Consider the following 8,815-nt stretch of genomic DNA (forward strand, 5'->3'; position numbering starts at 1 on the left):
GCGGGCGTGGGCGAGATGGCCGCGATGGTCCCGAGCCCCCCCGCCGCCGACACCGCCGCCGCCAGAGGCCCGAACGCGACACCCCCCATCCCCGCCTGAAGGATCGGGACCTCGATCCCGAGAAGATCACACAGGGGCGTGCGAAGGGTACGGCGGGACATGGGGCAGTCCTTTGCGATGGATATGACGGGGATTCGCCCGCAAGCGCAGGACGAACCGGATGGCGGCATTAGCCCCGCCCGCCCCCGCGCAATCCAGTTGCCATTGGCGAAGCGGGCCTTCGTGGTTCGCGAAGCGCCCCCGCGCCGATGCTGACGCATTGCGCAAGGCCCCGCCCAAGGCTAGCGTGAAGACCGCACAGGGGGAGGGAAAACGTGAGCGGTCTCAGCGTGCACGCACTCATCCGCAGGGTGGATCTGCTGACCCTGCGGCTGTTCCTCGCCGCGATCGAGGAACGGCAACTGGGGCGCGCGGCGCAGCTGGAGAACATCGCCCCCTCGGCCGCGACCAAGCGCATCCAGGATCTGGAGGATATCGCCGGCGTCCGCCTGCTGGAACGCAATCCCAAGGGCGTGGCCCCCAGCAAGGCGGGGCTGGTGCTGGCGCGGCGGCTGCAGGTGATCTTCGCCAATCTGGAGGATCTGCGCCGGGAACTGGCAGAGTTCACCGAAGGCGTGCGCGGCCATGTCCGCGTGGCGGCGACGGGGGCGATCATCGTCCAGCATCTGGCGCGCGAGATCGGCGATTTCACCCGCAATTTCCCCTTCATCGAGGTCGAGATCCAGGAGGAGGACAACCCCGCCGTGCTGCGCGCGCTGAAGGCGGGCGAGGTGGATGTGGCGCTCTATGTCCATGCCGAGGGGCTGGATTACGAGGCGCTGGCCACGACCCCCTATCGCAGCGACCGGCTGGTGGTGGTGTTCCCCAAGGGGCACCGCTTTGCCGAGATGGGCGCGGTGACGCTGGCGGACATCCTGGACGAAACCTTCATCGCCATCCGCCCGGGCACGACGCTGATGACCCAGATCCGCGCCGCCGCCCGCGCGATGGGGCGCGAGTTGCGGCCCAGGTTCAACGTGAACGGCATCAATGCCGCGCGCAGTCTGGTGCAGGAGGGGCTCGGCGTCACGGTGCAGCCGGAATGCATGCTGTCGATCGAGGATTTCGAACGGGTATCAGTCACCCGGATCGCCGAACCCTGGGCGGTGCGCCGGATGCATGTCGCCACGCAGCGCGGGGTGCCGGTATCGCCCGCGGCGCGGCTGCTGATCGAACAGCTGACGGCGCAGCCGGCGGGGGAAGAGGCGCCCTGAGCCGCGGGGCCGCCGGGCAGCGGCCTTCGGCGGGGCTATCCGGGGCACGGTGAAAGACGGGCCGGGGCGTTCCCGCCGGCATGCGGCTTCATCTTGCCGCAAATACTCCCGCGCGGAGCGCCGCCCACAGATGTCACAGGCAGGCCCGAAAGCGGATGGGCCCCGGCCCGGCGACCCGCCGACGTCATCCGCGCACATTCCGTATTGCGGAATATCATTCCGTAATGTAAGGCGAACCCCGTCGTCGCCGCGCCGATGACCCGAGCGCCAGGAGGGAAAGCATGAAACGCGTTGTGATTTGCGAGCCGGTCCGCACGGCCGTGGGCGGCTATGGCGGGATGTACCGCGACGTTCCGGCCACCCATCTGGGCCGCACGGTGATCGAGGCGGTGCTGGCGCGCACCGGGATCGACCCCGAAAAGATCGACGACGTGATCTTCGGCCAGTGCTATCCGAACGGCGAGGCCCCGGCGATCGGCCGCGTGGCGGCGCTGGATGCGGGGGTGCCGATCACCGTGCCGGGGTTGCAGATCGACCGGCGCTGCGGGTCGGGCTTGCAGGCGGTGATGGATGCGGCGATGCGGGTGCAGACCGGCGTCGCCTCCATCGTGCTGGCGGGCGGGGCGGAAAGCATGAGCCGCGCGGAATATTATACCGAGGACATGCGGTGGGGCACCGGCGGGCGGCCGGCGCAGCTGCACGACCGGCTGGCGCGGGGCCGCGTGACCTCGGGCGGGTTCCGCTATCCGGTGGCGGGCGGCATGCTGGAAACGGCGGAAAACCTGCGGCGCGAATATGCCATCCCGCGCGCGGAACAGGACGAACTGGCGGTGAATTCGCACCGGCGCGCGGCGGCGGCAATCGCGGATGGCCGCTTTGCCGAGGAAATCGTGCCCGTCACCGTCAAGGACAGGCGCAAGGGCGAGGTGGTGCTGGACCGCGACGAACATGTCCGCCCCGATGTGGTGCTGGAAAAGCTCGCCGCGCTGAACCCGGTCCTGCTGAAATCCGACCCCGAGGCGACCGTGACCGCGGGCAATGCCAGCGGCCAGAACGACGGCGCCGCGGTCTGCGTGGTGACGGATATCGAGACCGCCGAACGCCTCGGCCTGCATCCCTATGCCGAACTGGTTTCCTGGGCCGCGGCGGGGGTGGAGCCGCACCGGATGGGCATCGGCCCGGTGCCCTCGACGAAAAAGGCGCTGGACCGCGCGGGGCTGACGCTGAAGGACATCGACCTGATCGAACTGAACGAGGCCTTCGCCGCGCAGGTGCTGGCCTGCACCCGCGAATGGGGCTTCGGCAAGGACGATTTCGCGCGGATGAACGTCAACGGTTCGGGCATCTCGCTCGGCCATCCCGTCGGCGCCACCGGCGTGCGGATCCTGACCACGCTGCTGCGCGAAATGCGCCGGCGCGAGGCGCAATATGGGCTGGAGACGATGTGCATCGGCGGCGGCCAGGGCCTGACCGCGATCTTCAGGCGCGTCGTCTGAGGGGCGGCGCGGGCGACACGCCCCGACTGTCGGTGTTCCTGCCGCAAGGAAGCGAAGAAAGGCAGCCGCACCGCCCGCGAAGCGCCGGGGGGCTGCCCCCGCGGATGAGGCGCGGCCCGGCAGGGGCCGCGCCTTTTGCGTTGCGCCCTGCCCGGCCCACCTTTGCCATGGCCCGCCTTCGCCATCCGGTAATGGCGCATTCCGAAACCACGAATTGCATGGCGAAACCCGCCCTCCTAGCGTGATCCGCATCCGCACAGGCGGCACAGGGCCCCGCACCGCAGGGGCCGCCCGGTTCTCAGGGAGGAGACCACCATGAAACATACCCCATATCCGTTCCTGCCCCGCCTTGCCCGCCGGGCGGCGCTGGCCGCATCGGCGGCGGTGCTGGCCGCAGCGCCCGCGCTGGCGCAGGACACGCAGACCCTCAAGGTCTCGCATCTCTTCAACCCGACCGTCTATCTGTGGGAACACGGCGGCCAGCTTTTCGTCGACGAGGTGACGAAGGCGGCGGGCGATGCGGTGAAGTTCGAGGTCTATCCCGCCGCGCAACTGGGCAAGGACCTGATCGGATCGCTGAACAGCGGGCTCGCGGACATCAGCATCATCCCCGTCTCCTACGTTCCCGACAAGCTGCCGCTCAGTTCGGTCGCGGAACTGCCGGGCACCTATGCCTCGGCCTGCGAGGGCACCGAAAAACTGTGGAACATCGTCAAGGAAGGCGGGCCGCTGAACACGGCGGAATATGCACCGCAGGGCATGCATGTGCTGTTCGTCACCGCGCTGCCGCCCTATCACATCACCACCGCCAAGCCGATCACGGGCGATCTGTCCTCGATCCAGGGGCTCAAGCTGCGGGCGAACGGCGCGGCGATGGACAAGACGGTGCGGGCGCTCGGCGCGGTTCCGTCCAAGATCCCGGCGTCGGAACTGTTCGACGCGATCAGCCGCGGCACCATCGACGGCGGGCTCTACAACTATCACGGCATCCCGGAATACCATCTGGAGGACGTGCTGAAATATTCCGTCGAGGGCCCGCGGCTCGGCGCCGCCGCCATCGTCTTCGCCATGAGCGACAAGTCGTGGCAGGGCCTGTCGGACGAGATGAAGGGGATCTTCACCGCCGCCGCCGCCAATGCCCAGGCCAGCCTGTGCGACTGGACGGGGAAAAGCGATGCCACCCTGCGCGACCGGATCGTCAGCCAGAACGGCCATACCGCCATCACGATGACGCCCGAACAGGTCGCCATCTGGGAAAAGGCGGCCGAGCCGGTCGTCACCAGCTGGAAGGAAGAGATGGACAAGGCCGGCAAGGACGGCAGCGCCATGTTCGAGGCGTTCAACGCCGCCGCCACGAACTGATCCCCCTGCGCCGCGGCCGGCAAACCCCGGCCGCGGCGGCGATCCCTTTTTGCAGGAGGCCCCGATGACCGTTATCCCGCGCGAAAGCGACGTGCACCCCGAACATCCCGGCATGAAGGCCGCACGCGCATGGCTGGCCGGGGCGCCCAAGAGACTGCTGATCGACGGCGAATGGGTCGCCGCGCGGTCGGGCAGGACCATCGCGGTGCTGAACCCGGCGACCGAGGAGGAACTGGCCCTGATCGCCGAGGGCGACAAGGCCGATGTCGATGCCGCCGTCGCCGCCGCCCGCCGCGCGCTGGAGGCGCCGAACTGGAAGGGCATCTCGCCCCATGCCCGCACCCGGGTGCTGCTGGCCATCGCCGATGCGATCGAGCGCCACAAGGACGAACTGTCGGCGCTGGAATCGCTCGACAACGGCATGCCGTCATGGTTCAGCGCCGCGGCCCTTGGCGCCTGCGTGGATGCGTTCCGCTATTACGCGGGCTGGCCCAGCAAGATCCACGGCACCACGAACCCGACCGATGCGGCGCAGTTCATCTATACCCTGCGCGAACCCGTGGGCGTCTGCGGGCAGATCAACCCGTGGAACGTGCCGCTGCTGCTGGTCGCGCTCAAGATCGCGCCGCCCTTGGCCTGCGGCAACACGGTGGTGCTGAAACCGTCGGAACTCGCCTCGCTCACCTCGCTGCGCATCGCGGAACTGGCGCAGGAAACCGGGCTGCTGCCGCCGGGCGTGCTGAACATCGTCACCGGCTATGGTCCCACGGTGGGGGCGGCGATGACGGAACATCCCGACATCGACAAGGTGTCCTTCACCGGGTCCACGGCGGTCGGCCGCTCGATCCTTCTCGCCTCGGCCGGGAATTTCAAGCGCGTCACGCTGGAACTGGGCGGCAAGACCCCGAACATCATCTTCCCCGATGCCGACATGGAAAAAGCGGTGCTGGCGGCGGTGAACGGGTTCACCCGCAACTCGGGCCAGATCTGTTCGGCCGGCAGCCGCCTGTTCGTGCATGAAAGCATCCATGACGAGGTGGCGCAGGAGGTCAGCCGGATCGCCGCCACGCTCAAGGTCGGCTCGCCCTTCGAGGCCGACACCAAGCTCGGCCCGGTGATTTCCGCCCGCCAGCGGGAACGGGTCATGGGCTATGTCGATGCGGGCAATGCCGATGGCGCGAACCTGATGACCGGCGGGTGCCAGTTGGGCAACCAAGGCTACTACATCGCGCCCACGGTGTTTTCCGGCGTGAAGAACCGGATGAAGATCGCGCGCGAGGAAATCTTTGGCCCCGTCCTGTCGATCATCCCGTTCAAGGATGAAGAGGACGCCGTGTTCCAGGGCAACGACACGCCCTACGGCCTTGCCGCCGGGATCTGGACGCGCGACATCGGCCGCGCCCACAAGATGGCCCGCGCGATCCGCGCCGGCCGCGTCTGGATCAACACCTTCGGCGAAACCGATCCGGTGATGCCCTTCGGCGGCTTCAAGCAATCGGGGATCGGGCGGGAATTCGGCATCGATTCCGTCATGGCCTATACCGAGACGAAATCGGTCCACGTCCGCTTCTGACGAACGGCCCCGGGCGTCCGCGCCCGGGCCCCCCGCCACTGGCGGGGACTGGTGGGATATTGCCGGGGGAATGGCGCAATGGCCGAGGATTTCGACTATGTGATCGTCGGCGCGGGATCGGCAGGCTGCGTGCTGGCCAACCGGCTGTCCGAGGACCCCAGGGTCCGCGTCTGCCTGCTGGAGGCGGGGCCGGAGGACCGCCACCCCCTGATCACCATCCCCATCGGCATCGCCAAGCTGCTGAGCCATCCGAAATACAACTGGATGTTCTTCACCACGCCGCAGCCCCATGCCGACAACCGCAGGATCGCCACCCCGCGCGGGCGCACGCTCGGCGGGTCGAGCTCGATCAACGGCATGGTCTATACCCGCGGCCATCCGACCGACTATGACGACTGGCGCGACATCGGGGCAGAGGGCTGGTCCTTCGCCGAGGTGCTGCCCTATTTCCTGCGGTCCGAGAACAACCGCGACTTCCGCGATTCCCCTTACCACGGTACCGGGGGGCCGCTGGAGGTGGGGTTCCTCGACATGTACAGCCCCTTGGTGGAAACCCTGATGCAGGCGGGCGAAAGCCTGCAATACCCCCGCAACCCCGATTTCTGCGGGCCCACGCACGAAGGCTTCGGCCGCCGTCAGGCCTCGATCGCGCGCGGGCGGCGGGTGTCGAGCGCGACCGCCTACCTGCGCCCCGCCCGCAACCGCCCCAACCTGCGCGTGGTGACGGACGCATTGGCCCGCCGCGTGCTGATCGAGAACGGCACCGCCCGCGGCGTGGAATACGAGGCGGGCGGCAAGATCCGCCGGATCCGCGCGGCGCGCGAGGTGATCCTGTCCGCCGGCGCCATCGGCTCGCCCCATCTGCTGATGCTGTCGGGGGTGGGTGACGAACACGACCTGCGCGCCCACGGGATCGCGGTGCGCCACCACCTGCCCGGCGTCGGCCGGAATTTACAGGACCACATCGTCGCCACCACGCAATATTCCAGCCCCACCACGGTGCCCTATGGCCTGTCGTGGCGCAGTTTCCCGTGGCTGGCGTGGAACGTGCTGCGCTGGCCCTTCACCGGCAAGGGCCTGCTGGCCAACAACGTCCTGCATGCCAGCGGTTTCATCCGTTCGGACCCGGCGCTGAACCGGCCCGACATCCAGATCATCCTCGTCCCCGCGCTGCGCAACGCCAAAGGGCAGATGGGCATCGGGCATGGCTTCGGGCTGATGGCCTCGCTGATGCGGCCGAAAAGCCGGGGCCGGGTGGGGCTGGCCAGCGCCGATCCGCGCGCGGCGCCGGTGATCGACCCGAACTACCTGTCCGATCCCGACGACGTGGACCGCCTGGCCCGCGGCATCCGCATCGCGCGGCAGCTGGCAGAGGCCGCGCCCTTCGACGCGGTACGGGGCGCGGAACTGGAACCCGGCCCGCAGATCCGGTCCGACGCCGATCTGGCGCAGTTCATCCGCCAGCGCGCCCACAGCGCCTATCACCCTACCGGCACCTGCGCGATGGGCATGGGGCCGGACGCGGTGGTGGACCCGCAACTGCGCGTCCATGGCATCCGCGGCCTGCGCGTGGTCGATGCCGCCGTCATGCCCACGCTTCTGGGCGGCAACACCGGCGGGCCGGTCATCATGATCGCCGAAAAGGCCGCCGACATGATCCTGGGCCGCCCTGCCCTTCCGCCCGCCATCCTCTGACCCGGAAAGACCCGACCATGACCCACCTCGATACCGCCGCCACCGGCCTGTCCGCCATGATCGGCCTGCGCCCGCTGGAAGGGATCCGCGTGCTGACGGTGGAAAACTTCCTCGCCGCCCCCTATTGCTCGATGTGGCTCGCCGATGCGGGGGCCGAGGTGGTGAAGGTGGAAAACCGCGAGGGCGGCGACATGGCCCGCCAGACCAGCCCGGTGAAGCATGACGCCGAGGGCAACCCGCGCGGCCTGTCGCTGTTGCGCGCAAGCCGCAACAAGAAAAGCCTCACGCTCGACCTCAAGCACCCCGAGGGCAAGGCGATCTTCACCGAACTGGCGCGCGAGGCCGATATCGTGGTGGAAAACCTGCGCGCAGGCGTGATGGACCGGCTCGGCCTCGGCTATGCCGAACTGTCGCAGGCGAACCCCCGGCTGATCTATGTCGCCATTTCCGGCTTCGGCCAGAAACACCTGCTGCCGAGCCCCTGTATCGACGCCCCCGCCTTCGACATCGTGGGACAGGCGCTGAGCGGGCTGATGAACCGCCCCGAACGCACGGGCGACCGGCCGACCTATCTGGGCTTCTCGCTGGCGGATATCGAGGCCGGCATCCTCGGCGCCTATGGCGCGACGCTGGCGCTGATCCAGCGCGGGCGCACCGGCAAGGGGCAGTTGATCGACATCTCGCTCTACGACGCCTGTTTGATCCTCAACGAGATCTCGGTGGCGATGTATTCCGGCCAGAAGGCGAAATCCGCCCCCGGCCTGCATGCGGTGACGGCCCCCTTCGGCAGCTACCGCACGAAGGACGGCCATATCGTCATCGCGGTTCTGGGCGAACATATCTGGCACCGCTTCTGCGCGGCCATCGGGATGCCCGGGCTGAAGGACGACCCCCGCTTCCGCGACGGCCTGTCGCGCAGCCGCGAGAACGCCGCGCTGACGGACAGCTTCGCCCCGTGGCTGATGTCCCGCACCCGCGCCGAGGCTCTGGAGGCGCTGCTGGCCGCCGGCGTGCCCGCGGCCGCGGTCAACGATGTCGAGGATATCTTCGACTGCCCCCATGTCGCCGCGCGCCAGATGCTGGTGACGCTGGACGACCCGGCCTGGGGGCCGGTGCAGGTGGTGGGCAACCCGGTCAAGATGTCCGGCGTACCGCCGGTCGAGGCCCGCCTGCCCCCCGCGCTTGGCGAACATACCGCCGAGGTGCTGGAAAGCTGGCTGGGTCTCGACCCCGCGCGGATCGCCGGGTTGCGCGCCCGCCGGGTGGTCTGACTACCTTCCCCCGACCCTTTTGAGTTCGGCCTCGACGTTCTGGACCATGAGGGTGAGCCTTGGCCCGACGTCTTCGCGGATGCGGGCTTCGGTGAGCTGGAAGGC

General features: G+C 68.8%; 7 protein-coding genes. 6 read left to right on the top strand and 1 reads right to left on the bottom strand.

Features of this window, described 5'->3' with window-relative positions; translation table 11 throughout:
* Positions 1 to 320: nitronate monooxygenase (locus RGD00_RS22345; RefSeq protein WP_310459450.1), on the bottom strand; the 320-nt coding region annotated here is incomplete at its 3' end.
* Between the two features lie 54 nt (positions 321 to 374).
* On the opposite strand from RGD00_RS22345, the gene RGD00_RS22350 reads away from it, so the two are divergent.
* The 6 genes from RGD00_RS22350 to RGD00_RS22375 all read left to right on the top strand — a co-directional run bounded on the left by RGD00_RS22350 (position 375) and on the right by RGD00_RS22375 (position 8,710).
* Positions 375 to 1,313: a LysR family transcriptional regulator gene (locus RGD00_RS22350; RefSeq protein WP_310459451.1), complete on the top strand. Its 939-nt coding sequence runs from the start codon at positions 375 to 377 to the stop codon at positions 1,311 to 1,313.
* Positions 1,314 to 1,594: 281 nt separating this feature from the next.
* Positions 1,595 to 2,809 carry an acetyl-CoA C-acetyltransferase gene (locus RGD00_RS22355; protein WP_310459452.1) on the top strand — a complete coding sequence of 405 codons (1,215 nt, stop codon included), beginning with the start codon at positions 1,595 to 1,597 and terminating at the stop codon, positions 2,807 to 2,809.
* Positions 2,810 to 3,124: 315 nt separating this feature from the next.
* Positions 3,125 to 4,171, top strand: coding sequence for a TRAP transporter substrate-binding protein (locus RGD00_RS22360; protein ID WP_310459453.1), 1,047 nt, complete (start codon positions 3,125 to 3,127; stop codon positions 4,169 to 4,171).
* Between the two features lie 64 nt (positions 4,172 to 4,235).
* Complete coding sequence (locus RGD00_RS22365) at positions 4,236 to 5,744, top strand: aldehyde dehydrogenase family protein (protein WP_310459454.1); 1,509 nt, start codon at positions 4,236 to 4,238, stop codon at positions 5,742 to 5,744.
* 78 nt (positions 5,745 to 5,822) lie between these two features.
* Positions 5,823 to 7,439, top strand: coding sequence for a GMC family oxidoreductase (locus RGD00_RS22370; RefSeq protein ID WP_310459455.1), 1,617 nt, complete (start codon positions 5,823 to 5,825; stop codon positions 7,437 to 7,439).
* A gap of 17 nt (positions 7,440 to 7,456) precedes the next feature.
* A complete protein-coding gene (locus tag RGD00_RS22375; protein ID WP_310459456.1) occupies positions 7,457 to 8,710 on the top strand; it encodes a CaiB/BaiF CoA transferase family protein in 1,254 nt (417 codons plus the stop codon).
* Positions 8,711 to 8,815 lie beyond the last annotated feature (105 nt).

It is taken from the genome of Ruixingdingia sedimenti (assembly GCF_031432425.1).
GTDB classification, from domain to species: domain Bacteria; phylum Pseudomonadota; class Alphaproteobacteria; order Rhodobacterales; family Rhodobacteraceae; genus Ruixingdingia; species Ruixingdingia sedimenti.